General features: G+C 60.1%; 29 protein-coding genes. 11 read left to right on the forward strand and 18 right to left on the reverse strand.

What is annotated here, in order from left to right:
• Positions 1-618: a lipoprotein insertase outer membrane protein LolB gene (lolB, locus tag KBY02_RS10215; protein WP_003365627.1), complete on the reverse strand. Its 618-nt coding sequence runs from the start codon at positions 616-618 to the stop codon at positions 1-3.
• A 4-nt stretch (positions 619-622) separates the two neighbouring features.
• A complete protein-coding gene (locus KBY02_RS10220; protein WP_111522466.1) occupies positions 623-2,350 on the reverse strand; it encodes a tetratricopeptide repeat protein in 1,728 nt (575 codons plus the stop codon).
• 226 nt (positions 2,351-2,576) lie between these two features.
• Between KBY02_RS10220 and hemA the strand changes: the two genes are divergently transcribed.
• The 6 genes from hemA (at position 2,577) to KBY02_RS10250 (ending at position 7,976) form a co-directional block, all read left to right on the forward strand.
• Complete coding sequence (gene hemA / locus KBY02_RS10225) at positions 2,577-3,854, forward strand: glutamyl-tRNA reductase (RefSeq protein WP_011266733.1); 1,278 nt, start codon at positions 2,577-2,579, stop codon at positions 3,852-3,854.
• On the forward strand, positions 3,851-4,933 hold the full coding sequence (prfA, locus tag KBY02_RS10230; RefSeq protein WP_010430223.1) for a peptide chain release factor 1: 1,083 nt from the start codon (positions 3,851-3,853) through the stop codon (positions 4,931-4,933). Before hemA ends, prfA begins: the two co-directional genes overlap by 4 nt.
• A complete protein-coding gene (gene prmC, locus KBY02_RS10235; protein ID WP_060400317.1) occupies positions 4,934-5,767 on the forward strand; it encodes a peptide chain release factor N(5)-glutamine methyltransferase in 834 nt (277 codons plus the stop codon). It begins immediately after the preceding gene.
• Positions 5,761-6,531 carry a molybdopterin-synthase adenylyltransferase MoeB gene (locus tag KBY02_RS10240; protein WP_162492729.1) on the forward strand — a complete coding sequence of 257 codons (771 nt, stop codon included), beginning with the start codon at positions 5,761-5,763 and terminating at the stop codon, positions 6,529-6,531. Before prmC ends, KBY02_RS10240 begins: the two co-directional genes overlap by 7 nt.
• Positions 6,524-7,339: a glutamate racemase gene (gene murI, locus KBY02_RS10245; RefSeq protein WP_103378292.1), complete on the forward strand. Its 816-nt coding sequence runs from the start codon at positions 6,524-6,526 to the stop codon at positions 7,337-7,339. Before KBY02_RS10240 ends, murI begins: the two co-directional genes overlap by 8 nt.
• Before the next feature lie 118 nt (positions 7,340-7,457).
• Complete coding sequence (locus tag KBY02_RS10250; RefSeq protein WP_002552154.1) at positions 7,458-7,976, forward strand: acyloxyacyl hydrolase; 519 nt, start codon at positions 7,458-7,460, stop codon at positions 7,974-7,976.
• A gap of 302 nt (positions 7,977-8,278) precedes the next feature.
• On the opposite strand, the gene KBY02_RS10255 is transcribed toward KBY02_RS10250, so the two are convergent.
• The 12 genes from KBY02_RS10255 to KBY02_RS10310 form a co-directional block, all read right to left on the reverse strand.
• On the reverse strand, positions 8,279-8,635 hold the full coding sequence (locus KBY02_RS10255) for a YkgJ family cysteine cluster protein (RefSeq protein WP_046722219.1): 357 nt from the start codon (positions 8,633-8,635) through the stop codon (positions 8,279-8,281).
• Entirely contained in the window at positions 8,590-9,099 is a 510-nt protein-coding gene (locus tag KBY02_RS10260) for a DUF2878 domain-containing protein (RefSeq protein WP_024661274.1), read from the reverse strand. Before KBY02_RS10260 ends, KBY02_RS10255 begins: the two co-directional genes overlap by 46 nt.
• The gene (locus tag KBY02_RS10265) at positions 9,092-10,360 is read right to left on the reverse strand and encodes an SAM-dependent methyltransferase (protein ID WP_024661275.1); all 1,269 of its coding nucleotides are present in this window, start codon (positions 10,358-10,360) and stop codon (positions 9,092-9,094) included. Before KBY02_RS10265 ends, KBY02_RS10260 begins: the two co-directional genes overlap by 8 nt.
• On the reverse strand, positions 10,347-11,147 hold the full coding sequence (locus KBY02_RS10270; protein ID WP_024661276.1) for a DUF1365 domain-containing protein: 801 nt from the start codon (positions 11,145-11,147) through the stop codon (positions 10,347-10,349). The genes KBY02_RS10265 and KBY02_RS10270 overlap by 14 nt, the downstream gene beginning before the upstream one ends.
• Positions 11,144-12,391, reverse strand: a complete 1,248-nt coding sequence (locus KBY02_RS10275) for an NAD(P)/FAD-dependent oxidoreductase (protein WP_024661277.1) — start codon at positions 12,389-12,391, stop codon at positions 11,144-11,146. The genes KBY02_RS10270 and KBY02_RS10275 overlap by 4 nt, the downstream gene beginning before the upstream one ends.
• Complete coding sequence (locus tag KBY02_RS10280; RefSeq protein WP_004406947.1) at positions 12,388-13,176, reverse strand: SDR family NAD(P)-dependent oxidoreductase; 789 nt, start codon at positions 13,174-13,176, stop codon at positions 12,388-12,390. Before KBY02_RS10280 ends, KBY02_RS10275 begins: the two co-directional genes overlap by 4 nt.
• Positions 13,173-13,595, reverse strand: a complete 423-nt coding sequence (locus KBY02_RS10285; protein WP_003433711.1) for a nuclear transport factor 2 family protein — start codon at positions 13,593-13,595, stop codon at positions 13,173-13,175. The genes KBY02_RS10280 and KBY02_RS10285 overlap by 4 nt, the downstream gene beginning before the upstream one ends.
• Positions 13,588-15,036 carry a deoxyribodipyrimidine photo-lyase gene (gene phrB, locus KBY02_RS10290; protein WP_225650300.1) on the reverse strand — a complete coding sequence of 483 codons (1,449 nt, stop codon included), beginning with the start codon at positions 15,034-15,036 and terminating at the stop codon, positions 13,588-13,590. The genes KBY02_RS10285 and phrB overlap by 8 nt, the downstream gene beginning before the upstream one ends.
• A 9-nt stretch (positions 15,037-15,045) precedes the next feature.
• Complete coding sequence (locus KBY02_RS10295; RefSeq protein WP_225650301.1) at positions 15,046-15,948, reverse strand: MerR family transcriptional regulator; 903 nt, start codon at positions 15,946-15,948, stop codon at positions 15,046-15,048.
• A 3-nt stretch (positions 15,949-15,951) separates the two neighbouring features.
• The gene (locus KBY02_RS10300; RefSeq protein ID WP_225650303.1) at positions 15,952-16,914 is read right to left on the reverse strand and encodes a YbgA family protein; all 963 of its coding nucleotides are present in this window, start codon (positions 16,912-16,914) and stop codon (positions 15,952-15,954) included.
• Between the two features lie 117 nt (positions 16,915-17,031).
• Positions 17,032-17,247: a TIGR02450 family Trp-rich protein gene (locus KBY02_RS10305; RefSeq protein WP_004406940.1), complete on the reverse strand. Its 216-nt coding sequence runs from the start codon at positions 17,245-17,247 to the stop codon at positions 17,032-17,034.
• Positions 17,244-18,230, reverse strand: a complete 987-nt coding sequence (locus KBY02_RS10310; protein ID WP_024640148.1) for an NAD(P)/FAD-dependent oxidoreductase — start codon at positions 18,228-18,230, stop codon at positions 17,244-17,246. The genes KBY02_RS10305 and KBY02_RS10310 overlap by 4 nt, the downstream gene beginning before the upstream one ends.
• Positions 18,231-18,518: 288 nt before the next feature.
• Between KBY02_RS10310 and KBY02_RS10315 the strand changes: the two genes are divergently transcribed.
• Both KBY02_RS10315 and hemH read left to right on the forward strand, forming a co-directional pair.
• Positions 18,519-19,421, forward strand: coding sequence for a TIGR01777 family oxidoreductase (locus KBY02_RS10315; protein ID WP_004406936.1), 903 nt, complete (start codon positions 18,519-18,521; stop codon positions 19,419-19,421).
• Between the two features lie 27 nt (positions 19,422-19,448).
• On the forward strand, positions 19,449-20,471 hold the full coding sequence (gene hemH, locus KBY02_RS10320) for a ferrochelatase (protein WP_004406934.1): 1,023 nt from the start codon (positions 19,449-19,451) through the stop codon (positions 20,469-20,471).
• Positions 20,472-20,648: 177 nt separating this feature from the next.
• Here hemH and KBY02_RS10325 read toward each other — a convergent pair whose 3' ends face one another.
• Positions 20,649-21,926 (reverse strand): uracil-xanthine permease family protein, encoded by a 1,278-nt coding sequence (locus tag KBY02_RS10325; RefSeq protein WP_011266747.1) that lies wholly within the window; start codon positions 21,924-21,926, stop codon positions 20,649-20,651.
• Between the two features lie 4 nt (positions 21,927-21,930).
• On the reverse strand, positions 21,931-22,569 hold the full coding sequence (gene upp, locus KBY02_RS10330) for a uracil phosphoribosyltransferase (RefSeq protein ID WP_024642275.1): 639 nt from the start codon (positions 22,567-22,569) through the stop codon (positions 21,931-21,933).
• 207 nt (positions 22,570-22,776) lie between these two features.
• On the opposite strand from upp, the gene KBY02_RS10335 reads away from it, so the two are divergent.
• From KBY02_RS10335 to KBY02_RS10345, 3 genes are all read left to right on the forward strand, one after another.
• The gene (locus KBY02_RS10335; RefSeq protein WP_225650305.1) at positions 22,777-23,334 is read left to right on the forward strand and encodes a hypoxanthine-guanine phosphoribosyltransferase; all 558 of its coding nucleotides are present in this window, start codon (positions 22,777-22,779) and stop codon (positions 23,332-23,334) included.
• A 66-nt stretch (positions 23,335-23,400) separates the two neighbouring features.
• Entirely contained in the window at positions 23,401-23,904 is a 504-nt protein-coding gene (locus KBY02_RS10340) for a hypothetical protein (protein WP_024640146.1), read from the forward strand.
• Between the two features lie 66 nt (positions 23,905-23,970).
• Positions 23,971-24,258, forward strand: coding sequence for a PA4642 family protein (locus KBY02_RS10345; protein ID WP_003379227.1), 288 nt, complete (start codon positions 23,971-23,973; stop codon positions 24,256-24,258).
• A 310-nt stretch (positions 24,259-24,568) separates the two neighbouring features.
• Here the strand turns inward: KBY02_RS10345 and KBY02_RS10350 are convergent, their stop codons facing one another.
• Together KBY02_RS10350 and KBY02_RS10355 are read right to left on the reverse strand one after the other, a co-directional pair.
• Positions 24,569-25,402 carry an amino acid ABC transporter permease gene (locus KBY02_RS10350; protein WP_024640145.1) on the reverse strand — a complete coding sequence of 278 codons (834 nt, stop codon included), beginning with the start codon at positions 25,400-25,402 and terminating at the stop codon, positions 24,569-24,571.
• Positions 25,399-26,220, reverse strand: coding sequence for an ABC transporter substrate-binding protein (locus tag KBY02_RS10355; protein WP_004406910.1), 822 nt, complete (start codon positions 26,218-26,220; stop codon positions 25,399-25,401). Before KBY02_RS10355 ends, KBY02_RS10350 begins: the two co-directional genes overlap by 4 nt.
• Between the last annotated feature and the right edge of the window lie 17 nt (positions 26,221-26,237).

The raw sequence follows: 26,237 nt of genomic DNA on the forward strand, positions 1-26,237 counted from the left end.
TCATTGCCCCAGTTTGCGAGGCTGCCAGTCCTTGATGACCAGCGTGACATCCAGGTCCTGCCCGTGCAGCTTGACGCGTTCCGGCAGCCAATAGCCGTTCTGCTCGACGTAGCTGAGGTATTCCACCTGCCAGCCATCCTGTTCAAGGCTGGCCAGCCGGCTGTCGCCATCGAGTGTCACGTTGCTTTTGCTGTCCGGTGCCGGCAGACCGCGTACCCACCATACAAGGTGCGACACGGGCAGTTTCCAGCCCAGTTGATCCTGCAGCAGTGATTCTGGCGAGGTGGCTTCGTAGCGGCCCTGATTGGCAACTTCGAGCACCACGGCGCCGGGCCTGCCGGTCAGCCGCGCTGCACCACGACCGAGCGGGCCGGACAGGCGGATGTCGTAGTAATCCTGGCGCTGCAGCCAGAACAGGGTACCGCTGCCGGAGTCTTTCGGCGCGCGGATACCGACCTTGCCATTGATCTGCCAGCCATCGAGGCTGCTCAGTTGCTGTTTGTGCTCGCGCCATTGCGCGGGGTCACCCTTGCCCTGAACGGCTTCGCGGGAGGTGAGGCCGGCGCAGCCGGTGAGCAGGGCGATGAGGCTGAATACGATTACGTGGCGCAAAAACATAACGTCAAAGGGTCTCTGATCCGGTCAAGCGTCGCAATGTGCTGCGCAGGACGGTGCTGTCGGGTTGTTGTTCAAGGGCCTTGGCCCAGACTTTTTTGGCTTCGCGCTGCTCGCCCTTGGCCCAGAGTACTTCGCCCAGGTGGGCGGCCACTTCGTGGTCGGGGAAGCGTTCGAGTGCCTGACGCAGGTAGCGCTCGGCATCGTCCAGATTGCCCAGGCGGTAGTTCACCCAGCCAAGGCTGTCGAGCACTGCCGGATCGTCGGGACTGATCTTGTGGGCTTTTTCGATCAGGTCGCGTGCCTCGCTATAACGCGTCGTGCGATCGGAAAGGGTGTAGCCCAGCGCATTCAGCGCCATGGCGTTTTCCGGTTCGCGCTTGATGATGGTGCGCAGGTCTTTTTCCATCTGCGCCAGATCATTGCGTTTTTCAGCCAGCATGGCGCGGGTGTACAGCAGGTTGGCGTCGTCCGGGTATTGCTTGAGCGCCTGATTCAGCACCTGCCAGCCACGGTCCAGTTGATCATTGCTGGTCAGGGTTTCGGCTTCGATCAGGTACAGCTGGATTGCATAATCGGGCTCTTCGGCGCGCGCTTCGGACAGCCGTTTGGCGGCTTCGGCACCGTTACCGTTGCTGATCAGAATATCGGCCTGGCGCAATTGCGCCGCCAGGAAGTCCGGGCCGGGACCGACCTGAGCGTATTCGTTGAGCGCGCTTTGCGGGTCATCACGCTCTTCGTGGATGCGGCCCAGATTCAAATGCGCCGAATCGACATGCGCGCCACGGGCGATCAGCTCTTCCAGATAACCCGCGGCTTCGTCCCAGGCCTTGGCTTCAAGGCACACCAGGGCCAGCGAAAAGCGCAGCTCGTCGTCATCCGGATACTGCTGCAAGAGTGCGGAAAACTGCACTTTGGCGTCTTCCATGCGGTTCTGCTCGACGAGCATGCGCGCATAGGTCAGGCGCAGGCGCTTGTCGTCGGGGTATTTCTTGATGCTTTTTTCCAGCAGGGGCACCGCTTCCTTGCCTCGATTCATGCTTTGCAGCAGGCGGGCGTGCAGCAGGATCGGCGCGATTTCACCTTCTTTCGGCGGGTTGTCTTCAAGCAGTTTCAGCGATTGTTCGGAATCGCCGTTCTGCTGCAGCAACAGCGCCTTGCCGAAAATCAGCTGGCCGTTGTTCGGGTATTTGCCCAGCAGTCGGTCAAAGCTCTTGAGCAGACCATTGCGGGTGTCCGGATCTGTTTCGGCCGCCGACAGGGCCAGAAAATCGAAGTGCGTGTCGCCCTGGCCTTGCAGAACTCTCTCCATGTACACAAGGGAATCGTCGTAACGCCCGGCGCGCGCCAGTTGAATGGCGGCAGCTCGTTGCGCTTCAAGATTGCCCGGCGCGTTCCTCGCCCAGATCAGTGCGGTATCCAGCGCCGATTGATCGGCACCCATGTACTCGGCGATCTGATAAGCGCGCTCCGAGACCCCCGGGTCCTGAGTCTTGATCGCCTGGGTCACATAGTTGTCCAGGGCGATGTCAAAGCGGTTGCGCTGGCCAGCCAGCTCCGCACTCAACAGGCTGACCAGGGTGTCCTGAGTGAACGAGCCATAGACCTGCGGCTTGGCTTCAGGCGCGGGCGGGGCGTCCTTTTGAGCGGGCACAGGCTGTGACGAGGCGGGAGTCATGGACTGACAGCCACCCAGAAAGGCGAGAGCAAGGAACAACGCGGAGGATCTATTCATATATAAGAAGGGCGGCTTACCTGCGGTGGGAGCATCATGACACAAGGCTGTTGGCAAAACCCACAGCCGTCGGAAAAACTGATGCAATGCGTGTGTTTGCAGTGTCGCGGAGCCGAAAGCACGGTCTGCGACGAGCGATTGTAGTGGGACAATAATATGTGGTGGTTGTTCTGAGCTTATCGAAGTAGGACAATTACCGGCTTCACGTCACCACCTGCGACCCTGAATGGCCTTCCTTGCACTCGGTATCAACCATAAGACCGCCTCGGTCGACGTTCGCGAGCGTGTGGCATTTACCCCGGAACAGCTGGTCGAGGCATTGCAGCAGCTCTGCCAACTGACGCAAAGCCGCGAGGCTGCGATCCTTTCGACCTGCAACCGCAGCGAGTTGTACATCGAACACGAGCACCTTGGCGCGGACAGTATTCTTGCCTGGCTGGCCAATTATCATCACCTCAGTCTTGAAGAATTGCGTGCCAGTGCTTACGTGCACGAAGATGACGCTGCCGTGCGGCACATGATGCGTGTCGCCTCGGGGCTCGATTCGCTGGTGCTCGGCGAGCCGCAGATTCTCGGCCAGATGAAGTCCGCCTACGCGGTTGCCCGCGAAGCCGGCACGGTCGGGCCGTTGCTTGGTCGACTGTTTCAGGCGACGTTCAGCGCTGCCAAACAGGTACGTACCGACACTGCCATTGGCGAAAACCCGGTCTCTGTGGCCTTTGCTGCAGTCAGCCTGGCGAAACAGATTTTCAGTGACCTGCAACGCAGCCAGGCCTTGTTGATCGGTGCAGGCGAGACCATTACTCTGGTCGCCCGGCATCTGCATGATCTGGGCGTCAAGCGTATCGTGGTCGCCAACCGCACGCTGGAACGCGCCAGCATGCTCGCCGCCGAGTTCGGTGCGCACGCGGTGCTGCTGTCGGACATCCCGGCGGAACTGGTCAACAGCGATATCGTGATCAGCTCCACCGCCAGCCAGTTGCCGATTCTGGGCAAGGGCGCCGTGGAAAGTGCGTTGAAGCTGCGCAAGCACAAACCGATTTTCATGGTCGATATCGCCGTACCGCGGGATATTGAGCCTGAAGTCGGCGAGCTGGACGATGTTTACCTGTACAGCGTTGATGACCTGCATGAAGTGGTGGCAGAGAATCTCAAGAGCCGTCAGGGCGCGGCGCTGGCCGCCGAGCAGCTGGTCAGCGTGGGTGCCGAGGACTTCATGTCGCGCTTGCGCGAACTGGCCGCAGTCGACGTGCTGCGTGCCTATCGTCAGCAAAGCGAACGGCTGCGTGACGAAGAGCTGAGCAAGGCGCAACGTATGCTGGCCAACGGCAGCAATGCCGAGGACGTACTGATCCAGCTGGCGCGTGGCCTGACCAACAAATTGCTGCATGCACCCAGCGTGCAGCTCAAGAAGCTGTCTGCCGAAGGTCGCGTCGATGCGCTGGCCATGGCCCAGGAACTTTTTGCCCTCGGTGAGGGCTCGACGGATAAACCCCCGCAATGAAAGCTTCACTGCTCAATAAGCTGGATGTGCTCAGCGACCGTTTCGAGGAACTGACCGCGCTGCTCGGCGACGCGGAAGTCATCAGCGACCAGACACGCTTTCGCGCCTATTCCCGTGAATACGCTGAAGTGGAGCCAGTCGTTGCGCTCTACGCGCAGTTGCTCAGGGTGCAGGGCGACCTGGAGGGCGCACAGGCGCTGCTCAAGGACAGCGATCCGGACATGCGCGAAATGGCCGTCGAGGAAGTTCGCGAAACCAAACAGCAACTGGTCGAGCTGGAAGCGCAATTGCAGCGCATGCTGTTGCCCAAGGACCCGAACGACGGTCGTAACGTGTTTCTGGAAATCCGCGCAGGCACCGGTGGCGATGAAGCGGCGATCTTCTCCGGCGACCTGTTCCGCATGTATTCGCGTTACGCCGAGCGGCGTGGCTGGCGGGTCGAGATTCTTTCCGAAAACGAAGGCGAGCATGGCGGCTACAAGGAAGTCATTGCACGTGTCGAGGGGGAAAGCGTCTACGGCAAGCTGAAATTCGAGTCCGGTGCGCACCGTGTGCAGCGTGTTCCAGAGACCGAATCCCAGGGCCGCATCCATACCTCAGCCTGTACGGTTGCGGTGTTGCCGGAGCCTGACGAGCAGCAGGCGATCGAGATCAACCCAGCCGACCTGCGGGTCGACACCTATCGTTCTTCGGGCGCTGGTGGACAGCACGTCAACAAAACCGACTCGGCGATCCGCATTACCCACTTGCCGTCGGGTATTGTCGTCGAGTGCCAGGAAGAGCGTTCGCAGCACAAGAACAGAGCCCGGGCAATGTCCTGGCTATCTGCCAAACTGAATGATCAGCAGACCAGCGCGGCGGCCAATGCCATTGCCAGCGAACGCAAGCTGCTGGTCGGCTCGGGTGACCGTTCCGAGCGCATACGTACGTATAACTTCCCTCAGGGGCGAGTGACGGATCACCGCGTGAACCTGACTCTGTATTCGCTGGATGAAGTTCTGGCGGGCGGAGTCGATGCAGTGATAGAGCCGCTACTCGCTGAATATCAGGCTGACCAACTTGCGGCACTGGGTGAGTAAATGACCATCATCGCAAGTGTACTCAGAAGCGCCGAGCTTCCCGATTCACCGACTGCACGGCTTGATGCCGAGCTGCTGCTGGCGGCGGCGCTGGGCAAACCACGCAGTTTTCTGCACACCTGGCCCGAACGCATCGTCAGCACCGAAGCCGCCGTGGCATTCGCCGGCTACATGGAGCGCCGCCGCAAGGGCGAGCCGGTCGCTTACATCCTCGGCCAGCAGGGCTTCTGGAAGCTTGATCTGGAAGTCGCCCCACACACGTTGATCCCGCGCCCCGAAACCGAAATGCTGGTCGAGGCGGCACTGGAACTGGTGCCTGCCTTCGCACCCGCTCAGGTGCTGGACCTCGGCACCGGCACCGGCGCAATTGCGCTGGCGCTGGCCAACGACCGCCAGCAATGGAAGGTCACCGCGGTTGACCGTGTGCCAGAGGCCGTCGCCTTGGCTGAGCGTAACCGGCAGCGCTTGCAACTGAACAACGCCGAAGTCTTTGAAAGCCACTGGTTCGGTGGCCTGCAAGGTCGACAGTTCGACCTGATCATCAGCAACCCGCCGTACATCTCTGACGCAGATCCGCATCTGTCGGCTGGCGACGTGCGTTTTGAGCCGAGCAGTGCGCTGGTGGCCGGTTCCGACGGGCTGGATGACTTGCGCACGATCATCGAACAGGCGCCTGCACATCTAAATGCGGATGGCTGGCTGCTGCTGGAGCACGGCTACGATCAGGGACCTGCGGTGCGTGAGCTGCTGATTCGCCAGGGCTTCGAGCGTATTCAGACGCGCCGTGATCTGGGCGAGCATGAGCGCATCACGTTCGGATGCAAGCTGTGCTGAGTGATCAGGAGCTGCTGCGCTACAGTCGCCAGATTCTGCTGCAACATGTTGATATCAATGGCCAGCTAAGACTCAAGCAAAGTCGTGCGCTGGTCGTGGGCGTCGGCGGGCTTGGCTCGCCGGTGGCCCTGTATCTGGCCGCCGCTGGGGTTGGTGAGCTGCATCTGGCGGATTTCGATCACGTCGACCTGACCAACCTGCAACGCCAGATCATCCACGACACTCAGAGCATCGGGCAGGCCAAGGTAGATTCGGCCATCACCCGGCTCAATGCGATCAATCCCGAGATCACCCTTGTCGCTCATCGTGCAGCGCTGGATACCGACTCACTGGATGCGGCGGTACAGGCTGTCGATCTGGTGCTCGATTGCTCGGATAATTTCGCCACTCGCGAAGCGGTCAACGCCGCCTGTGTCGCTGCCGGCAAGCCGTTGGTCAGTGGTGCGGCCATTCGGCTTGAAGGGCAGTTGTCGGTGTTCGACCCGCGTCGTGCGGACAGCCCTTGTTACCATTGTCTGTACGGGCATGGCAGCGAAGCCGAACTGACCTGCAGCGAGGCCGGTGTCATCGGGCCGCTGGTCGGTCTGGTTGGCAGCCTGCAAGCGCTGGAGGCGTTGAAACTGCTGGCCGGCTTTGGCGAACCCATGGTCGGTCGACTGTTATTGATCGACGCCTTGAGCACGCGTTTCCGTGAACTGAAGGTCAAGCGTGACCCGGCGTGCAGCGTCTGTGGTCCGGCCAGTGTGCAGCGCGAGCATGCTTGACGTGCATATGAGCCATGGCGGCGATGCACCGGTCGGAATCTTCGATTCCGGGGTCGGTGGTCTGTCGGTGCTCAATGAAATCCGCCAGCTGTTGCCCAGCGAGTCGCTGCTGTATCTGGCGGACTGCGGGCACATTCCCTACGGTGAAAAGACTCCCGAATTCATCATCGAGCGATGCCTGACGATTGCCGGGTTTTTCCGCGAGCAGGGGGCCAAGGCGCTGGTCGTCGCCTGCAACACGGCTACTGCCGCAGGTGTGTCGCACCTACGTCAGCGCTACCCGGACTGGCCGATTGTCGGTATGGAGCCAGCGGTCAAACCGGCTGCCGAGGCGACCCGCAGCGGCGTTGTCGGTGTGCTGGCGACTACCGGAACGCTGCAAAGCGCCCGCTTTGCGGCCTTGCTGGACCGTTTTGCCAACGATGTGCGGGTCGTGACCCAGCCGTGCCCCGGGCTGGTCGAGCTGATCGAAACCGGCGACCTGGTCAGTCCGCAAATCCGTCAGCTGCTGCAGCACTATGTCGAGCCATTGCTGGCAGCGCGCTGTGACACGATCATTCTGGGCTGTACTCATTACCCGTTTCTCAAGCCATTGCTGCGCGAAATGCTCCCCGAATCGGTCACCCTGATCGATACCGGAGCCGCAGTGGCGCGGCAGCTGCAGCGTCTTTTGGCGCGGTCCGGCCTGCTTGCCAGTGGTGTCGCCCGAGACACTGTGTATTGGTCTAGTGACATACCGGACAATTTCAGAAAAATCCTACCTTTTTTGTCGCAAAACGTCGGCAATGTGAGAAGCTTCCGTTTGTAAAAAAAACGTGAAAAAAAGCGCTTTTGGGGTGAACTTACGTCGCCTCCGCGGCTTCTATAAAAGCGGCTGATGAATTCCAACACTTTTCGTACAATTTAATATATTTAGGACGTTTCTCATGAAGAGACTCTTTTGCCTGGCCGTGATTGCGGCCGCTTTGGCAGGGCAAGCTTCAATCGCGCAGGCTGATGGTGTTGAGTTTTCGGTCGGTCAGACCGGCGAGTCGACCATGACTTATCGTCTGGGCGTGCAGTTTGATTGGGATAAAACCTGGCTGCAAAGCGACATCGGTCGTCTGACCGGCTACTGGGATGGCGCTTACACCTACTGGGATGGCAAGGACTACAAGGATAACCACAGCCTGTCGTTCTCCCCGGTTCTGGTCTACGAGTTCGGCAACGGCAACGTCAAGCCATACGTAGAAGCCGGTATCGGCGTCTCGGTGTTCTCCAACACCCAGGTCGAAGACCGCAAGTTCGGTTCTGCCTTCAACTTCGAAGACCGTATCGGTTTCGGTCTGCGCTTCGCGGGCGGGCATGAAGTCGGTATCCGTGCGACCCACTACTCCAACGCCGGCATCAAAGAGCCGAACGACGGTATAGAGAGCTACGCACTGCACTACAAGATGCCGTTCTGATAAAACAGCTGCCTCTCATGCCAGCGCCCCGCGTTGGCATGCATTTCGTGACGCTCCGCTCCGGACCATCCCCCCCCCGCAGAAGAGCCCGGGTGACGGCGCTTTCAGGCTTCTGCCCGCAGGGCGTAGGAGCGAACTTGTTCGCGAAAGGGCCGGTATATTCACCGAAAATACTTCGTCTGAACTGACGCCTTCGCGAACAAGCGAAGCGTCGCCCGGTCCGCTCCTACGGCCTTCGGCCAGAATCAAGAACAGATTTGTGTATAACGCTTAGCACAGCGCGTGGGGACGATAGTGATGAATCAAAGATAAGCCGTCGCAATCCCTTTGCGTTCGTTCAGGCAGTCTTCCGCACCCGCTTCGAATTCACGACAGATCAACGGGCGTTTCTCGTAGATCGTGCACATCATCGTGTTGCGATCCAGCGCAGCGCACCAGCCGTCATCCAGGCGCAACATGACCTCGCCACCCCACTCATCGGTATCGATGTAACGCTCAGGCACGCCCGTGTCGGTGATCAGCATCACTTCCAGTTGGCAGCAGCAGGCTGCGCAGGTCGAACAAGTGACTGCCGGTTCGCCGTGGACCTCGGCGAGCGGAATGAGTGTAGCGTTCAGAGCGTTTCTCCCGAGTGTCTGGCGGCGCGGGCTGCCAGCCATTGCAGCAGGGGAAATACACCCGCCCAGACCAGCCCCAGCACCAGCATGCCTGGCCACACTCCGAGGGGAAGGTGGACCTGGGCCAGTTGCGAGCCGGCATAGTACGACATCGGGCCGCCAATAGCGCCCAGCACAACTGCACGCCATAGCGGCTTCGCCGTCCAGGCCAGGCAATGATTGAGCGTGGTGCCCAGCACCGCCCACAACAGCGCCAGCCACAACGGCAAGAGGTAGCCGCCCGTGCCGAAATCAAAAACGCCGAGCACCATCAAGGTACTGTCCAGCACGATACCGATCAAAGTCACCGTCAGAATCAGACGGCCTTCGGCTGCCCATGAGCTGATCCACAGAAAATGCACCGCCAGCACGCCCACGGCGATCAGCAGCCAGAAGCTGTTGCCACCCAGTACGCAGGCGAACCAGCCGATCTGAAACAACAGCGCGTTGGCGATGGATTTAAGCATTGAAGCGCCCAAGCAGCGGTTCGCGCAGCGCTTCGGGCTTGGCGAGCAGCAGTTGCGCGGTGCCGATGGTCCGCTCCAGGAAGCCGCCTTCGCAGTAGCACAGGTAAAACTCCCACAGGCGCAGGAAATGCTCGTCGTAACCCAGCTCAGCGAGTTTGCCGTGGGCGTTTTTGAAGTTGTCGTGCCACAGGCGCAGGGTGCGCGCGTAGTGCAAGCCGAAATCTTCCATGTGCAGCAGGTTCATGTCGGTATCGCTGCCGACGATGTCGAGCATCTTCGCCACCGAGGGCAGGGCGCCACCGGGGAAAATGTAACGCTGGATGAAGTCCACAGTGCGCTTGGCCTGTGCGTAACGCTGTTCGCGGATGGTGATCGCCTGCAGCAGCATCATGCCGTTGCTTTTCAGCAGGTTCGCGCATTGCTCGAAGTAGGTGGGCAGGAAGCGATGGCCGACCGCTTCGATCATCTCGATGGACACCAGCTTGTCGTACTCACCGGTCAGGTCCCGGTAGTCGGTCAGCAGCAGTGTCACGCGATCCTGCAGGCCCAGTTCGATCAGCCGTCGCTCGGTGTAGGCGAACTGCTCCTTGGACAGGGTCGTAGTGGTCACCCGGCAGCCGTAGTGCTGCGCAGCGTAAATAGCCATGCTGCCCCAGCCGGTGCCGATTTCCAGCAGGTGATCGGTGGGTTTCAGGGCGAGTTTCTGGCAGATGCGCTCGAGTTTGTTCAACTGCGCCTGTTCCAGCGTGTCGTCTTCGCTGAGGAACTGTGCGGCTGAGTACATCATGGTCGGGTCGAGAAACTGCTCGAACAGCGTGTTGCCCAGGTCATAGTGGGCCGCGATGTTTTTCTGCGAGCCTTCGCGTGTATTGCGGTTGAGCCAGTGCAACGCGTGAATCAGCGGTCGGGTCAGGCGCGCCATTCCGCCCTCCATCGCATCCAGCACATCCAGATTGCTGACAAACACCCTGATCACCGCCGTCAGGTCTGGTGTCGTCCAGTAGCCATGAATGAAGGCCTCGCCCGCACCGATGGAACCGTTACTGGCGACCATGCCCCAGGCTGCCGAATCGAGAAGGTGGATTTCAGCCTGAATCAGCGCGCCGTTCTTGCCGAACACATGGCGCTCACCCCGTTCGACAATCACCAACTGGCCGTTGCGCAGCCCGGCGAGTTGCCGCAGCACGCCTCGGCGCAGGAGGTTGGCAGTCAAACCATTGGTGCCCAGATTGGCAGAAAAACTACTGCTACTGCTTTTCATGGAGTGAGTCCTTGGATTGCGCGGCGGCAGCACGGTACTCGCCGTCAGCGGCCTGATGGGAAAAGATGGGTATGCGTTTGACCAACAGGCGCATGGCCTGCCAATAAATGGCCAGACAGGTTTTCGCGGTCATCCATGGATAAGCGATCAGATAGCGATGCAGCGTCTTGCGGTTGAGACTCTGGCGGGTCAGATTGAGCGTGGCGTCAAACATCTTCAGCTCGCCTTGCCAGTCAGCCATGTGTACACCGATCCGTTCGGCGGGCTGGCTGAAGCTCATGCGGTACTCGAGATCACGTGGCAGAAACGGTGAAACATGAAAGGCCTTGGCCACGGCGAAATGCTGATGGCCTTCGCCGGTGGCGGGCAGCACATAGCTGTAGCGCTCGCCCCACGGGGTATTGGTCACTTCACACAGAATGCCGGCCAGTGTGCCGTCAGCTTCGTGGCAGTAGAAAAAACTCACCGGGTTGAACGACAGCCCCCAACTGCGCGCCTGCGTCAGCAGGCAGACGCGGCCAGACGGGATGCGCCCCAACGCTGTGCCGACTCGCTCGCGGACCGCCTCGATGAGCGTCAGTCCTTGCCCGGTCAGCTCTGGCAGATAGTCTCGCTCACGAAACGAGAACGGCGCAAAACGCCCCCGGCCTGCCAGTGGGGAGAGCCCCAGCACGCTGTCCTGTTCATCCAGATCCAGATAGAGCAGGCCTATCCGATAGGTGAACTCATGGGCGCGCGGTGCAAACCGCCGGTGGCTGATCCAGCCACTGTAAAGGGCGCTGTTCACAGCGTTTCACCAAAGGCCTGGGCGACACGCAGGCCGCTGACCACGCCGTCTTCGTGAAAGCCATTGGCCCAGTAGGCGCCGCAGTACCAGGTGTGATCGACACCGTTGATTTCCTCCCAGCGCGCCTGTGCAGCGATCGCATCGAGGCTGTATTGCGGATGGGCATAGCGGTAGCGGCCAAGGATTTTGGCCGGGTCGATGGCCGCAGTCTGGTTGAGGCTGACGCAGAACGTCGTGTCGCTCTCGATCCCTTGCAGAATGTTCATGTCATAGGTGACGGCGGCCGACTGCTGTTCGCCGCCGCCCAGGCGATAGTTCCAGCTCGCCCAGGCCAGTTTGCGCTTGGGCAGCAGTCGCGTGTCGGTGTGCAGCACCACATCGTTTTCGGCATAGCGCAGCGCGCCGAGAATCGACTGCTCGGCATTCGATGGCTGTGCCAGCAGGGCCAGGGCCTGATCGCTGTGACAGGCAAACACCACCTTGTCGAAACGTTCGCTGCCCATGGCGCTGTGCAGCGTCACACCTTCGCTGTCACGCTCGACACGTGTGACCGGGCAGGACAGACGAATGCGCTCGCGGAACGAGGCTGTCAGCGGTTCCACATAACTTCTGGAACCGCCTTCGATCACGCACCATTGCGGCCGATGAGTGACCGAGAGCAGGCCGTGATTCTTGAAAAAGCGCACGAAGAACTGCAGCGGGAAGCCGAGCATGTCGGCCAGCGACATCGACCAGATCGCCGCGCCCATGGGCACGATGTAATGATCGATGAAGCGCTGGCCATAACCGCCGGTCTTCAGGTATTCACCCAGCGTGGTGTCTGCCGCGATGCGCTGGTTTTCCAGATCATCGACCGATTGACGATTGAAGCGCAGGATATCGCGCAGCATGCCCCAGAACCGCGGCGACAGCAGGTTGCTGCGCTGGGCGAACAGGCTGTTGAGGTTGTTGCCGTTATATTCCACGCCAGTGCGCGGATCATGTACCGAAAAACTCATTTCCGCAGGCTGGAAGCCGACACCCAGCTGGCCTAGCAGGCGAATGAAATTGGGGTAGGTCCAGTCGTTGAAGACAATGAAACCGGTGTCGATCGCGTAGGCGCGGCCTTCGACCTGCACATCCACCGTGTGAGTATGCCCGCCGATCCAGTCCGAAGACTCGAACACGGTCACCTCATGCGCGCGGTTGAGCAGGTAGGCACTGGTCAGGCCAGAAATCCCGCTGCCAATGACTGCGATCTTCATTGCGCGTCCTTATTCGACGATTCGCTGCGCGCCATGCGTTTGCCGAGGGCCAGTCGGGCGCGTGCCGGGAGCAGGGCCAGTAAGCTCATGCTGAAGATGAACAGCGCCGGAAAGGCGATATCCAGCGGACGTTTGTTGCGCCCCAGTTTGCTGGCGATATGTTTGGCTGCCTTCTCGACAGGCCAGCGCATGGGCATGGGGAAATCATTTTTCTGCGTCAGCGGCGTGTCGACGAACCCGGGGCTGACCACTGTCACGTCGATGTTTTCGCTGGCCAGGTCCAGGCGCAGCGCTTCGAGCAGATAACGCAGGCCGGCTTTCGACGCGCCGTAGGCTTCGGCGCGGGGCAGGGCCAGGTAGGTCACCGCACTGGCCACGCCGACCAGGTGCGGCTGATGACCTTTGCGCAGCAGCGGCAACGCGTGCTCGATGCAGTAACTGCTGGCCAGCAGGTTGGTGCGTACCACGCGTTCGACCATGGCCGCTTCAAACTGTCGGGCGTCGATGTATTCGCAGGTGCCCGCGTTGAAGATGGCCGTGTCCAGGGCTCCCCATTGCCGGGCGATGTCGTCGGCAATCGCCTTGACTTGCTCGGGGTCGGTGATGTCACCGGTCACCAGCAGCACCTGCGTGGGATAAACGTTCGCAAGGTTCTGCAATGGCTCAAGCGTGCGGGCGGTCAGCGCGAGCCGGTGACCGGCGTTGAGCAGTTCTTTGGCCAGTGCCAGGCCAATGCCGCTGCTTGCTCCGGTCAACCAGATGCGTCGTGCAACAGGAGTGCTCATCCCAACCTCTTCTTCAACCAATGGATGACTCGACCCATGATGGGCAGATGTTCGTAGAGCAATGCACCGGCATCGAAGTAGTCCCGGTGTCGATAAACCTTGTCGCGCCACTTCAGGTGCGAACAGCCTTCTACCTGAATTGTCCGGCCGGCGGCCAGACGCGGGTGCGAATAACTCATGGTCCAGACCAGATAGCCCTCGCCGGGGCGCACCTCGTCGAAGGCGTGGAAGTCGAAATGCAGGTCCTGGACGTTGGCGTACAGCTCGCCGAAATAGCGGCGCATGGCGGCAAGGCCGTGGATATCGTGCATCGGGTCGCTGAACGACACGTCTTCGCTGTACAGCTCGGCAACCTGATCAAGGTTGTCCTTGTTCAGCGCGGCAAAACCCTCGGCGAAGCGATGCAGGAAATCAGCCATGTTCGACTCCTGCGGCCGGCTGTCGAGCCGGGAGCGCCTTGAACGCTGCCAGGGCGCGGGCGCGGCTCTTGCTCAGGTCGACGATGGGTTTCGGGTAGTCGGCAGCGCCAAACAGGTCACCGATTAACGACGGGTCGTGAATCTGCTTTTTATTCATATCCGCCAGTTCCGGCAGCCAGCGCTTGATGAACACGCCCTCGGGGTCGAAGCGTTCCGACTGCGACAGTGGATTGAAAATACGGAAGTAGGGCGCCGAGTCGGTACCAGTGGACGAGCTCCACTGCCAGCCGCCGTTGTTGGACGCCAGATCACCGTCGATCAGGTGGCGCATGAAAAAGCGCTCGCCCTCACGCCAGTCGATCAGAAGATTTTTGGTGAGAAACATCGCAACGACCATCCTTAGCCGATTGTGCATCCATCCGGTTTCCAGCAACTGGCGCATCGCTGCGTCAATGATTGGCAGCCCGGTACGCGCTTCTTGCCAGGCGCGCAGTTCTTCAGGTGCATCGCGCCACTTCAACGCCTCGGTTTCCGGGCGAAAGGCGCGATGACGCGAGACGCGCGGGTAGCCGACCAGCGTGTGTTTATAGAACTCTCGCCATAATAGCTCGTTGATCCAGGTCACGGTGCCCACGTCGCCAGTCTCGAACTCGCCCTGATTACTGGCCAGTGCCGCGTGCAGGCACTGGCGCGGCGAAATCACCCCGGCCGCCAGATAGGCCGACAACTGGCTGGTGCCGCGCTTGGCCGGAAAGTCGCGTTCGGTCTTGTAGTAGCTGATCTGCTCGTCGGCGAAGGCGTCCATGCGCCGTCTGGCTTCGGCCTCACCGGCCGGCCACAGGTCACGCAAGGCTTTCGAGGGCGTGGCAAAGCCCTTGACCTGCTCGGGAACCGCATCGCTTTTCATCGACTGTGCCGCCTGCGCTTGCGGGGTGCGCACCGGGTGCGGCATGGCCTCGTGCAGTCGGGTGTAGCAGACCTTCTTGAACTGGGTGAATACCTGAAAATAGTTGCCGGTCTTGGTCAGGATGCTGCCGGGCTTGAATAACAGCTGATCGAGGTAGCTGTTGAAGTGCACACCGGCTTTTTCCATTGCCTTCTGCACCGCCTGGTCGCGGCGGGTTTCGTTGATGCCGTATTCCTGATTGAGGTGCAGGCCCTCGACCTTGAACTGTGTGCACAGTGTTGCCAGCACTTCAGGCGCCTGATCCCAGGTGTCCGCCTCGCGGATCAGCAAAGGAACGTTCAACTCGCCCAGCGCCTTCTCGAGCTCGACCAGATTGCGCAGCCAGAAGTCTACCTTGCAGTCGGCATCGTCATGGCTGCGCCACTGCGCAGGACTGAGCAGGTAGACCGCCAGCGTCGGACCGCGCTCCATGGCGGCGGTCAGGGCAGTGTTGTCTTGAGCGCGCAGGTCGCTGCGCAGCCAGATCAGTTGCATGAGAAGTCCTTAGATAAGTCCGAGCTTGCCCAGCTCGATCTGAGCGCTGAGTACGTCGTGGGCAAGGGTCAGTCCAGATATCTCCTTGGCCTGTACGAGCAACTCGGCATTATGGATCTGCACCGTTGGTCCGCCCAGCACGACAGGGCAGGTGATATTGGCCAGCAATCGGGGCAGATGGAGCACGTTCAGCGACTTGCTGGAATACAGCACTATGCCGCGTGGCTTCAGGTATTCGGCTGCCAGCGCCAGCTCGCCGACCGGCAACGGCCAGTCGAACACCTCGACCGGGCAATCGGCGCTGCTCACCAGCCAGGCCGCCAGCCACAGGTGCGGTTCCAGCGGCAGATCGGACTGATTGACCAGCAGCAACGGGCTGCCATTGAGCTGACGATTGTTGTGGTAGATGCGTGCGCCAAACTTGCTGCGCAGCCAGGAGTAGAAAAACGTGCGCTCCAGTTGCGCGCCGAACTTGCCTTGCCAGCGCTGTTCCAGCTCGGCCAGCAGCGGCAGCAGCAACTGCTCACACAGCGTGCGCGGCGGGTACAGCGACATCGCCTGATTGAACACGTCATCGACCCGGCGTTCGGCCAGCTCGCCGATCGCGACCAGCAAGGTCTGACGCAATGCGTCCCAGTCGTTGGTCGGCGGCAGGGCGTCCTTGCGATTGTCATCGATCAGCCCCTTGACCTGACTGACGGACACACCGCGGTTGAGCCAGGTCAGAATCTTCATGACGCGCTGCACATGCGCGTCCGAATACAGCCGATGACCTTTGGCGGTGCGGTGCGGGACGATCAGTCCGTAACGACGCTCCCAGGCACGCAGGGTGACGGCGTTGACGCCTGTCTGCCGTGCAACCTCGCGGATCGGCAACCAGTCGCCCGGCACCTCTGTGTCTGTTTCATTCATGAGTCAAATCGCATTGCGCAGGCTGAGGTTTTCCGGGTGGGGCTGCATGTACACCTGCAGCGCCACATACGGGTCCGGATGTTGGCGAAAATGATGCTTGAGCAGCGTCAGCGGCACGATCAGGGGCACGATGCCCTGGTGATACTGGGCGATGACCTGCTGGATTTCCTGCTTGTCTTCACTGGTAATGGTTTGTTTCAAATAACCACACAGGTGCTGCAGGACGTTGGTGTGAGTGCTGCGCGTGGCGCACTTTTTCAAGGCTGCCATCAATTGGCTGAAGTACAGCGGCGCGATTTCGTTCGGGTCGGTGCGGCCCATGCTGCCGAGCATCTTGCCCAACGCCTTGTATTGCACCGGGTCGTTGGCCATCAGCTGGTATTTGTAGCGCGAGTGGAATTCGGTCAGGGCGCGCCGGGTGACGCCTTCTTTCAGCAACTGTTGCCAGGCCGCGTAGGCAAACACGCGGGTGACGAAGTTTTCGCGCAGCACGGCATCGTTGAGCCGGCCGTCTTCCTCGACGGGCAGATCGGGGTGACGTTCGCAAAAGGCCTGCGCATAGATCCCGCGACCGCCGCCATCGAGCGGGGCGCCGTTTTCGCGGTAGACCTTGACCCGCTCCAGGCCGCATGAAGGGGATTTCTGCATGAAGATGTAGCCGCAGATATCGCCCAGCTCAGCGGCCATCTGTATGCCGTAATCCGCCAGGGCCTGGGTAACGTCCAGGTCACGATTGACCGTACCAAGCGCCTTGGGATTTTCTGCGTCGCCCACCAGCCTGATCGGCTCGCGCGGGATGCCCATGCCGATAGCGACTTCAGGACACGCCTGGACGAAATCGAAGTACTTGCTCAACGCCTGCGTACACAGATGAGATTCCTTGTGTCCGCCATTGAAGCGAACCTCGGCACCCATCAGGCAGGCACTGATGCCGAGTTTGGGTTTTTCGATTGCGGACGCCGCCATCAGTCACCTCTACAGAAGACTTGTACAGATAGTTCGTGCTGTACAACTTGTCTTCATCATAGGGGTGTAATTGTACAAGTCAAATTCTTTGTAGAGGGCGGTAAGGGCTGATTCCAGCTACTTCCAGCCCATCCGCCATGTATCTGACTGTTGCAGCACTTGCCACGGCAGTCGCTCGCTGCGCTGGGTCAGCACGGCCTGCAGCTCTATTTCCAGGACGGTGCCTTCTTCGTCCTTGAACAGCTCGGTGACCAGAAAGTGTTTTTCCCGGTTGAGCGGGGTGGCTGCTGTCCATTTCGACAGCAGCAGCTTGCGCGGGTTGATCTGATTCATTGCACGTGTTCCAGCAATCGACGCGCGGCTTCCTGCCCACTCAGCCATGCGCCTTCCACGCGTCCGGACAGGCACCAGTCGCCGCACACGTAAATGCCCAGATCGGCATCCGACAGGGCGCCCCATTCGTGAGAGCCGGCAGGCCGTGCATACAGCCAGCGGTGGGCGAGGCTGAACACTGGCGCGGGCATGGTGCAATCGATCAATTCCGCGAAGGCGCCGTGCAACTGTTCGGTCACCTGTTCTCTGGAGGCGTCGATATTCTGCTGGCTCCACTGGCTGGTGGCGTGCAGTACCCAGGTATCGAGCGTGGCGTCGCGCCCGGGTTTGCTGCGGTTGCGGGCCAGCCAGTCCAGCGGGCTGTCCTGCACGAAGCAACCCTGCATGGGCGTCTGCAACGGGGTTTCGAAGGCCAGCGCCACAGCCCAGGTCGGGTCCATCTTCACGCCTGCCACGACGCTTGCCAGTTTCGGCGCGGCAGCCAGCAGGGCTGTGGCCTGAGGGGCCGGGGTGGCGATGATCACATGGCTGAAAGGGCCGTGGCTTTCGCCTTCGGCATCCAGCAGGTTCCAGTGTTGTTCGCCGCGAAACACTTCAGTGATCCGGCACGAGAACGACACTGGCAGATCGCCGCGCATCGCCCGGGTAATAGCGCTCATGCCAGGCGTACCCACCCAGCGCACTTGCTCATCCGGTGAAGGGCTGAGTCTGCCGCCATGAAAGTTGTAGAGCGAGGGTGTCCACTCGGCGACGTGGCCCTGGGTTTGCCACTGCTTGACTGCAGTGGCAAAGCGCCGGTCACGGGCGGTGAAATACTGTGCGCCCATGTCCAGCGAACCTGCGTCGCTGCGCTTGGTGGACATACGACCGCCGCTGCCGCGGCTCTTGTCGAAAAGGTGCACCTGATGCCCGGCGGCTGTAAGCGCCTGGGCTGCTGAGAGTCCGGCGATACCGGTACCGATGATTGCGATAGGGACAGTCATAGGGGCCTCGTTACCTTGTCTGTACAGACTACGCCGTAGTTAAAACCTGTACAATCTTCTTGTTTGGTATAACTTGCAGTGGTTTTGCAATTTAGCGATTGAGTCACATTGCCACTGGCAAGGTCGAACGGTTCAGCGACTCGGGCGAAGGCCTCGAGGCTGCGCTTCATTCTGCTGTGGCCTATGGTTCAGCTGACAGTTTCGTTTTCCGGACCAACGTCACGGACAGCGTCACTGGTAAAAATAAGACTACTCAATTGTCACCTACGCCACGCGAGGTTATCTGCCATGCACATATTGCTGACCGGTGGTACTGGTTTGATAGGACGAGCGCTCTGCCGTTTCTGGTCTGCTCAAGGCCATGAATTGACGGTATGGAGCCGAACACCCGCCGATGTCGTCGAGCTGTGCGGCCCCTCAGTGCGTGGCATTGCCAGCCTTGATGAGCTGGGCACGCAGCCGGTGGATGCAATCATCAATCTGGCAGGCGCGCCCATTGCGGATCGTCCCTGGACCCGCAAGCGCCGTCTGTTGCTGTGGGAGAGTCGCGTCGGCCTGACCGAGCAACTGCTGAAATGGCTGGGCACTCGCACGCAAAAACCTGCGCTGATGATTTCCGGTTCCGCAGTCGGTTGGTACGGCGACAGTGGCGAGCGCGAAATCGACGAAACCTCGCTGCCTGCCAAGGAAGACTTTGCCAGCCAGCTGTGCAATGCCTGGGAAGAAACCGCGCAACGTGCCGAGGCGCTGGGTGTGCGGGTGGTGCTGATACGCACGGGGCTGGTGCTGTCCGATCGTGCCGGTTTTCTGCAGCGTCTGTTGCCCCCTTTCAAATTCGGCATGGGCGGGCCGATCGGTAACGGCAGGCAGTGGATGCCGTGGGTTCACATCCAGGATCAAATCGCCGCAATTGATTTTTTGTTAAATCTGAATGAAGCAAAGGGTCCTTATAATGTTTGCGCGCCTTCACCGGTGCGCAATCGTCAGTTTGCCAAGACCCTGGCCGGCATTCTGCACCGACCGGCGTTCATGCCCATGCCTGCGCTGGCCCTGAAGGTATTGCTGGGTGAGCTTTCGGTATTGCTGCTCGGTGGTCAGCGTGCGCGGCCGGAGCGTTTGCAGGAAGCTGGTTTTACATTCAAGTACACCGAACTCGACACCGCCCTGCAGGATTTGCTGGGTCGCCACTGAACGCTGTTGAAATGAATAGGATGTTGCATGACCGATCACGCTTTGTTGCTGGTCAATCTGGGTTCGCCTGCCTCTACTCAAGTGGCAGACGTGCGCAGCTATCTGAACCAGTTCCTGATGGATCCTTATGTGATCGACCTGCCGTGGCCAGTGCGCAGGCTGTTGGTCTCGCTGATTCTGATCAAACGGCCAGAGCAGTCCGCACACGCCTATGCGTCCATCTGGTGGGATGAAGGTTCGCCTCTGGTGGTGCTGAGCAAGCGTCTGCAGCAGGCGATGAAAAAGGAGTGGTCGCACGGGCCGGTCGAGCTGGCCATGCGTTATGGCGAGCCGTCCATCGAAACCGTGCTGACGCGCCTGGCAGAGCAGGGCTTCAAGAAGGTCACCCTGGCGCCGCTGTATCCGCAGTTCGCCGACAGCACGGTGACCACGGTCATTGAAGAAGCCAAACGTGTGGTGCGCGCCAAATCGTTGAAAATGCAGTTCTCGGTGCTGCAGCCGTTCTACGATCAGCCCGAGTACCTGAGTGCGCTGGTGGAAAGCGTGCGGCCGCATCTGGAGCAGCCTTACGACCATTTGCTGCTGAGCTTTCACGGTCTTCCCGAGCGGCATCTGCACAAGCTCGACCCGACCGGCAAGCATTGCCTGAAGGACGACTGCTGCATGACCGCCCCCGCCGAAGTGCTCGCCACCTGCTATCGCGCGCAGTGCATACAGTCGGCGGCGGCATTCGCCAAACGTATGGGCATTGCTGACGGCAAATGGTCGGTGTCGTTCCAGTCACGTCTGGGGCGTGCCAAGTGGATCGAACCCTACACCGAAGCGCATCTGGACGAACTGGCGGCGAAAGGTGTGAAGAAGCTGCTGGTCATGTGCCCGGCGTTCGTGGCTGATTGCATTGAAACGCTGGAAGAGATCGGTGATCGCGGTGCCGAGCAGTTCAAGGAAGCGGGGGGAGAGGAACTGATCCTGATCCCTTGCCTGAACGACGACCCCAACTGGGCGAAAGAGCTGAACAGACTGTGCGAGCGTGCGCCGTTGATGTTGTAGTGCTGCGAACGCCAGGGTGGTGATGATCGTTCCTACGCTCCGCGTAGGAATGCATTTCGTGACGCTCCGCGTCACAAATCTGCGCTGCACCGCACATTCAGGATCGGACGCAGAGCGTCCAGAACTGCATGCCAACGCGGAGCGTTGGCACGATGGTCAAGCCCACTCCGGGCAGGATTACGGCAACTGATCATCCAGTTGTTTGTTCTTCCAGCTGTCATTGCCCGGCAGGATCAGGTTCAGGGCGATGGCGGTCACGGCGCACAGGGCGATGCCCTTCAGGCCGAAATCGTTCGGGCCGTTGCCGGTGCCGATCAATACGCCGCCGATCCCGAATACCAGGGTGACCGAGACAATCACCAGATTGCGCGCTTCGGCCAGGTCGATCTTGTGGCGGATCAGGGTGTTCATGCCCACTGCGGCAATCGAACCGAACAGCAGGCACAGAATGCCGCCCATTACCGGCACCGGAATGCTCTGCAGCAACGCGCCGAACTTGCCAATGAACGCCAGCGTGATGGCAAAGAACGATGCCCAGATCATGATCTGCGGGTTGTAGTTCTTGGTCAGCATCACCGCGCCCGTCACTTCGGCGTAGGTGGTATTGGGCGGGCCGCCGAACAGACCGGCAGCGGTGGTAGCGATGCCGTCGCCAAACAGCGTGCGGTGCAGGCCCGGCTTTTTCAGGTAATCGCGTCCGGTCACGCTGCCGACTGCAATCACCCCGCCGATGTGCTCAATGGCCGGGGCCAGGGCCACCGGAACAATGAACAGAATCGCCTGCCAGTTGAATTCCGGTGCGGTGAAGTGCGGCAAGGCCAGCCAGGCGGCGTCAGCGATCTTTTTGGTATCGACCACACCAAAGTAGAACGACAGCGCGAACCCCACCAGCACGCCGGAGATGATCGGCACCAGACGGAAAATGCCTTTGCCGAACACCGCCACGATCAGCGTGGTCAGCAAGGCCGGCATCGAAATCAGCATGGCGGTCTGATAGGGAATCAACTGCACGCCATCGCCGGACTTGCCCATCGCCATGTTGGCTGCAATCGGGGCCATGGCCAGGCCGATCGAGATGATGACCGGCCCGATCACCACGGGAGGCAGCAGGCGATCAATGAAACCGGTGCCCTTGATCTTCACCGCCAGACCGAGAAAGGTATACACAAAGCCTGCCGCCATGACGCCGCCCATGGTCGCGGCCAGACCGAACTGGCCCTTGGCGAGGATGATCGGGGTGATGAAGGCAAAGCTCGAGGCCAGAAAGACCGGCACCTGACGCCCGGTGACGATCTGGAACAGCAGCGTGCCCAGGCCTGCGGTGAACAGCGCCACGTTCGGATCGAGCCCGGTGATCAGCGGCATCAGCACCAGCGCGCCAAAGGCCACGAAGAGCATTTGTGCGCCGGACAGGATCGTGCGCCACAGTGGATCGTTGAACTCCTGCTGCGTCATCGGGTTACGCGTCCTTCTGTTTGGTGCCGAAAATCTTGTCACCGGCATCGCCCAGGCCCGGAATGATGTAGCCGTGTTCGTTTAGACGCTCGTCGACGGAAGCGGTGTAGATCATCACGTCCGGGTGCGCCTTCTCTACGGCAGCGATGCCTTCGGGCGCCGCGACCAGAACCATGGCGCGGATTTCCTTGCAGCCGGCCTTTTTCAGCAGATCAATGGTGGCGACCATCGAGCTGCCGGTGGCCAGCATCGGGTCGATGATCATTGCCAGGCGCTCGTCGATTTCCGGGACCAGTTTTTCCAGGTAGGTGTGCGCCTGCAGGGTTTCTTCGTTGCGAGCCACGCCGACCGCGCTGACCTTGGCGCCCGGGATCAGACTGAGCACGCCGTCCAGCATGCCGATACCGGCGCGCAGAATCGGCACGACAGTGATTTTCTTGCCCGCGATCTTCTCGACTGACACCGTACCGGCCCAGCCTTGAATGTCGTAGTTTTCCAGCGTCAGGTCGGCGGTGGCTTCATAGGTCAGCAGCGCGCCGACTTCCTGAGCCAGCTCGCGGAAATTCTTGGTGCTGATGTCGGCGCGGCGCATAAGGCCGAGCTTGTGGCGGATCAGTGGGTGACGGATCTCACGAATGGGCATGGGGAAAGGCTCCAGCGGGGCAAAAATCGGTCTAGGTTAATCTATTCAGCTGTTACTGTCTTAAAGCGCGTGCAGTATCGTCTCGAAGCTTCGACGTTCGCGGCTTTTGCAAGACACTCGCAACGTTAGTCCAGAATCACTTGCTCTGGCTTGAACGGATGCGTACCTTTGCCCGCTTTTCTCAAACTGCCTTACCTGGAGAGCGTCATGTCCGCTGATCTCGAGCATATCCGTCAAGTCATGCGCGAAGCTGACTGCCTGTACACCGAGGCCGAAGTGGATGCGGCCATTGCCCGCGTCGGCGCGCAGATCAATGCCGAACTGGCCGAGCGCAATCCTGTCGTGTTCTGCGTCATGAATGGCGGCCTGATTTTCTCCGGCAAGCTGCTCACCCATCTGAACTTTCCGCTGGAAGCGTCCTACCTGCACGCGACGCGTTATCGCAACGAAACCACCGGCGGCGATCTGTTCTGGAAAGCCAAGCCGGAAGTCTCATTCATGGACCGTGACGTGCTGATCATCGACGACATCCTCGATGAAGGCCACACCCTGGGCGCCATCATCGACTTCTGTAAACACGCCGGTGCCCGCGCTGTGCACACGGCCGTGCTGATCGACAAGGATCACGACCGCAAGGCTCGCCCGGACCTGAAAGCCGATTACGTCGGCCTGCCGTGCATCGACCGTTATATCTTCGGCTTCGGTTTGGACTACAAAGGTTACTGGCGTAATGCTGCCGGTATCTATGCGGTCAAAGGGATGTAAGGCATTCTGACGGCCGCTTCTGCGAACAGGGGCGGTCGTCGATTGGCAATTATATGGAAACCCTCAATGAAGCTACTGATTACCGGCGCCGTAGCGTTGGTGCTGTTGTCTGGTCTGGCCGTTGCCGCACCTGCTGCGCCGGTATCGGCCAGCCCCATGCACGATCAATACCTGCCGCCTGACGACCTGAGCCTGCGCGATGGTGTGCCCGAGCAGCAACAGTTGATGCGGGTCACCGAGTACACCATCGTTGCCGGTAACCAGCGGCAATCGAGTCAGCAGCCGATTCCGGTCACCTCGCCCTTGTCGCTGCGCCTCAAGGGCAAGTCGCTGAACAAGGGCGCATCCATCTCCCAGGTGCTCGTGCACTTCGATGGCGGTGATAGCAAAAGCCTTAAAAAGCCGACCTATGATGAGCCGTCGCGCACGTTGACGCTGTATTACCCGCTGTCCCAGTACCGCGTGCTGGTGGACTTGCTGCGCAACGAGAAGGTCTATTGCCAGTTCCTCAGTTATGCCAACGGACACATCTGGGCTGATCTGCACACCACCTCTGCACGTGCGCGTTGAGCGCGGCGCTCGCCGGAGGGTAAACTGCCCGCCCGTGAAAGTGTCTGCGACCTGCTGGAGCCTGTAATGCGTAAAGATAAGAAGCAGTTGATTGGCGATGAGATCGGCGATGAGCAGATCAAACTGTTCCTCGACTTCGAGCCGTATGATGCTACCTCGCCGTCGCTGCACAAGTTGATCAAGGCTTATCGTGGGCTGCGCATCAACGATTTCGAACGCTTTCTGGTGTTCTTCAAGGAAGCGGGCCATGACTTCGATGGCAAGGACGAGCACGGCAACGACTTCATCGCCCTGATCAAGGATCAGCGCAATGCTGATGAGTACATCGAACTGATCGAAAAAGCCCGTACGTAATTGCCGTTTGACTGTCGTGCCAATGCTCCGCATTGCCAGAGCTGGACGCAGAGCGTCCGGAACGGCATTCCCACGCGGAGCTCTCAGTCGTTATACACACGTCCTAGAGCGCCCGGAATAACGGGCTTCCGAGCTTCTGCCCAGAGGGCGTGGGAGCGAACTTGTTCGCGAAGACGGTGTTTTAGTCGATGCATTTTCGGCGATTATACGACCCCCTTCGCGAACAAGTTCGCTCCCACGGCCTTCGGCCAGAATCAAAAACAGACTTGCGTATAACACTGAGCGCAAAGCGTGAGGACGAACGCTGCAGTCACTTGCGTGCCTGATACGCCTTGCCGTAATGCCGCTCCAGTCGTGACTGCAACAACTCCAGCCCGATCGACATGATCCAGTACAGCACCGCCGCGGTGGTCAGCATTTCGATGTATCGATAGCTGGAGCGGCCGTAAGACTGCGCGAGAAACATCACTTCCCAGACGCCCATCACTGAAATCAGGGAAGAGTCCTTGAGCATGGAGATGAACTGGTTGGTGGTCGGCGGAATGATCGTGCGCATGGCCTGGGGCAGGGTGACGCGCCAGAAGATCTGCGTCGGGCGCAGCGCCAGGGCCAGTGCGGCTTCACGCTGCCCGACGGAGACACCGATGATACCGGCACGGAAAATCTCGCTCAGGTACGCCCCGTAGTTGAGCGACAGCGCGATCACTCCTGCCGTGATGGCTCCGGGCACGATGCCAAGTTGTGGCAGACCGAGATAGATCAACAGGATCTGGATCAGCAGCGGCGTGCCACGAAAGAACGAGGCGTAGAAGCTGGCGATGCCAAACGCCACTGCGCTGCTGGAGAGCCGTGCGAGTGCCGTGACAAAGCCAAGCACGACCGAGACCACGATCGAGCACACTGACACGAACAATGTCAGCGCCGCTCCCTGCAGAAAGCCGTTGGGGGCCATATGCAGCCCGATCAGGTTCGGCAGCTTGTCGAGGATGATCGACAGCTTCAGATCGAAGCTCAGGAAGAAGCCGGCGAACAGCACGAACATGACCAGCCAGGTCAGGTAAAGCCGCGTACGGAAGCCGAAAACTCGCTTGAGCAGGCTCTGCTCGGCCTGCTCGGGTGGGCGCTGGGGCTGAAAGGAAGTCATTTGCTGATGTCAGCACCGATCCACTTTTGCGACAGCTTGCTCAGGGTGCCGTCGCTCTTGAGTTCGGCGAAGACTTCGCGAACCTTGGCGTCCCATTCCGGATCGTCTTTTTCGATGGCCACGGAATTGGGTTCCTCATACAGCGACTCGCCCGCCAGTTTGAAGCGCTTGTCCTGATCCAGACGCGGTTTTGCGGTCACCAGATTGGTCAGTATCGCGTCCAGCCGCTTGCCAGCGCCCAGCCCAAGGTCTTGAAAGGCCACGTTGTCGTTGTCGTACGGGGCGATCTGTACGTCTTCGAACGGGTACTGCAGGGGCTTGTCTTCGGCGCCATCGATGACCAGGTTCTTGTTCAGGTAACTTTCGTAGCTGGAGGCGCTAGTCAGGCCGACTTTCTTGCCGCTCAGGTCCTTGGCCGAATGGATACGATCATCCGAGGCGTTGACCACGATCACTGCAGGCGAGGCGTAGTACTCGACCGGGAAGTTGAACACTTCGGCGCGGGCCTTGCTCGGTGTCATCGAGCAGACGCAGATGTCATAACGTCCGCTCCAGTGGCCCGCGGCGATCACGTCCCAGGACGGTGTTTCGAGGCGCAACTTGACGCCCAGTTTCTGCGCCACGGCCTTGGCGACGTCGACATCGAAGCCGTCCAGTTCATTCTTGTCATTCAGGAAAGAGAAGGGCGGGTAACTTTCCATGAGGACGTTGACCAGCTCTTTGTTTTTCTGCACGCGATCCAGCGTGGCGCCGGCCAGAACTTGCGTGGAGGCTGCCAGAGTGACCAGGCCGATGCCCAGCAGAGCGCGATAATTCACAGATATCCCCTGAAAAA

Source organism: Pseudomonas sp. P129 (genome assembly GCF_020312195.1).
In the GTDB taxonomy this organism is placed as follows: domain Bacteria; phylum Pseudomonadota; class Gammaproteobacteria; order Pseudomonadales; family Pseudomonadaceae; genus Aquipseudomonas; species Aquipseudomonas fragariae.

What these genes read in the sequence shown, in the direction of transcription:
- KBY02_RS10255 (WP_046722219.1), bottom strand. Translation starts at nt 8,635, where the DNA reads ATGGCTGGCAGCCCGCGCCGCCAGACACTCGGGAGAAACGCTCTGAAC.
- KBY02_RS10295 (WP_225650301.1), bottom strand. Translation starts at nt 15,948, where the DNA reads ATGAATGAAACAGACACAGAGGTGCCGGGCGACTGGTTGCCGATCCGC.
- KBY02_RS10220 (WP_111522466.1), bottom strand. Translation starts at nt 2,350, where the DNA reads ATGAATAGATCCTCCGCGTTGTTCCTTGCTCTCGCCTTTCTGGGTGGC.
- phrB (WP_225650300.1), bottom strand. Translation starts at nt 15,036, where the DNA reads ATGCAACTGATCTGGCTGCGCAGCGACCTGCGCGCTCAAGACAACACT.
- prfA (WP_010430223.1), top strand. Translation starts at nt 3,851, where the DNA reads ATGAAAGCTTCACTGCTCAATAAGCTGGATGTGCTCAGCGACCGTTTC.
- KBY02_RS10350 (WP_024640145.1), bottom strand. Translation starts at nt 25,402, where the DNA reads ATGACTTCCTTTCAGCCCCAGCGCCCACCCGAGCAGGCCGAGCAGAGC.
- KBY02_RS10340 (WP_024640146.1), top strand. Translation starts at nt 23,401, where the DNA reads ATGAAGCTACTGATTACCGGCGCCGTAGCGTTGGTGCTGTTGTCTGGT.
- murI (WP_103378292.1), top strand. Translation starts at nt 6,524, where the DNA reads ATGCTTGACGTGCATATGAGCCATGGCGGCGATGCACCGGTCGGAATC.
- KBY02_RS10345 (WP_003379227.1), top strand. Translation starts at nt 23,971, where the DNA reads ATGCGTAAAGATAAGAAGCAGTTGATTGGCGATGAGATCGGCGATGAG.
- KBY02_RS10325 (WP_011266747.1), bottom strand. Translation starts at nt 21,926, where the DNA reads ATGACGCAGCAGGAGTTCAACGATCCACTGTGGCGCACGATCCTGTCC.
- upp (WP_024642275.1), bottom strand. Translation starts at nt 22,569, where the DNA reads ATGCCCATTCGTGAGATCCGTCACCCACTGATCCGCCACAAGCTCGGC.
- KBY02_RS10315 (WP_004406936.1), top strand. Translation starts at nt 18,519, where the DNA reads ATGCACATATTGCTGACCGGTGGTACTGGTTTGATAGGACGAGCGCTC.
- prmC (WP_060400317.1), top strand. Translation starts at nt 4,934, where the DNA reads ATGACCATCATCGCAAGTGTACTCAGAAGCGCCGAGCTTCCCGATTCA.
- KBY02_RS10305 (WP_004406940.1), bottom strand. Translation starts at nt 17,247, where the DNA reads ATGAATCAGATCAACCCGCGCAAGCTGCTGCTGTCGAAATGGACAGCA.
- KBY02_RS10335 (WP_225650305.1), top strand. Translation starts at nt 22,777, where the DNA reads ATGTCCGCTGATCTCGAGCATATCCGTCAAGTCATGCGCGAAGCTGAC.
- KBY02_RS10285 (WP_003433711.1), bottom strand. Translation starts at nt 13,595, where the DNA reads ATGGCTGATTTCCTGCATCGCTTCGCCGAGGGTTTTGCCGCGCTGAAC.
- KBY02_RS10310 (WP_024640148.1), bottom strand. Translation starts at nt 18,230, where the DNA reads ATGACTGTCCCTATCGCAATCATCGGTACCGGTATCGCCGGACTCTCA.
- hemA (WP_011266733.1), top strand. Translation starts at nt 2,577, where the DNA reads ATGGCCTTCCTTGCACTCGGTATCAACCATAAGACCGCCTCGGTCGAC.
- KBY02_RS10265 (WP_024661275.1), bottom strand. Translation starts at nt 10,360, where the DNA reads ATGAAAAGCAGTAGCAGTAGTTTTTCTGCCAATCTGGGCACCAATGGT.
- lolB (WP_003365627.1), bottom strand. Translation starts at nt 618, where the DNA reads ATGTTTTTGCGCCACGTAATCGTATTCAGCCTCATCGCCCTGCTCACC.
- hemH (WP_004406934.1), top strand. Translation starts at nt 19,449, where the DNA reads ATGACCGATCACGCTTTGTTGCTGGTCAATCTGGGTTCGCCTGCCTCT.
- KBY02_RS10300 (WP_225650303.1), bottom strand. Translation starts at nt 16,914, where the DNA reads ATGGCGGCGTCCGCAATCGAAAAACCCAAACTCGGCATCAGTGCCTGC.
- KBY02_RS10250 (WP_002552154.1), top strand. Translation starts at nt 7,458, where the DNA reads ATGAAGAGACTCTTTTGCCTGGCCGTGATTGCGGCCGCTTTGGCAGGG.
- KBY02_RS10260 (WP_024661274.1), bottom strand. Translation starts at nt 9,099, where the DNA reads ATGCTTAAATCCATCGCCAACGCGCTGTTGTTTCAGATCGGCTGGTTC.
- KBY02_RS10280 (WP_004406947.1), bottom strand. Translation starts at nt 13,176, where the DNA reads ATGAGCACTCCTGTTGCACGACGCATCTGGTTGACCGGAGCAAGCAGC.
- KBY02_RS10275 (WP_024661277.1), bottom strand. Translation starts at nt 12,391, where the DNA reads ATGAAGATCGCAGTCATTGGCAGCGGGATTTCTGGCCTGACCAGTGCC.